Genomic DNA, 397 nt, shown 5'->3' on the forward strand with positions numbered 1-397 from the left:
TGTTCCTGGGCGGACGCTACCCGTGTGATCTCTACGACGTGGAGAACATGTGGCAGCTCTCACAATCCAATCCGTGGCTCACGGTCATCCCGGTGTGCGAGAACGAGACCAATCCGTGGTGGCATCCGTATCCGCCGGCGGAGACGCCGTTCGGCATGCACCGGCGGCTGATCGGCAATCTGGGCGCGGTGGTCGCCAGCTTCGGCGCCTGGGCCGACCGCCAGATCCAGATCGCCGGATCGGCCCGGATGATCGCCGACACCCGGCGGGCCCTGCAGGCGGTGGGCACGCCGATGTCGGCGATAAGCTCGGATCCGGTGTAGTGCACGGCCTTTCGACGATCAGGAGTTATCGGTGACGCTCGGCCCGGACGAGACCGGAGAGCTCGCGCTCGGCG

General features: G+C 67.0%; 1 protein-coding gene. It reads left to right on the forward strand.

Annotation, left to right across the window (positions count from 1 at the left end; translation table 11 throughout):
- Positions 1-323, forward strand: a 323-nt coding sequence (locus tag RJ05_RS24365) for a flavoprotein (protein WP_036541054.1), incomplete at its 5' end; no start/stop codon positions are given.
- Positions 324-397 lie beyond the last annotated feature (74 nt).

The sequence above is a fragment of the Nocardia cyriacigeorgica NBRC 100375 genome (assembly GCF_000308555.1).
Taxonomy (GTDB): Bacteria; Actinomycetota; Actinomycetes; order Mycobacteriales; family Mycobacteriaceae; genus Nocardia; species Nocardia cyriacigeorgica.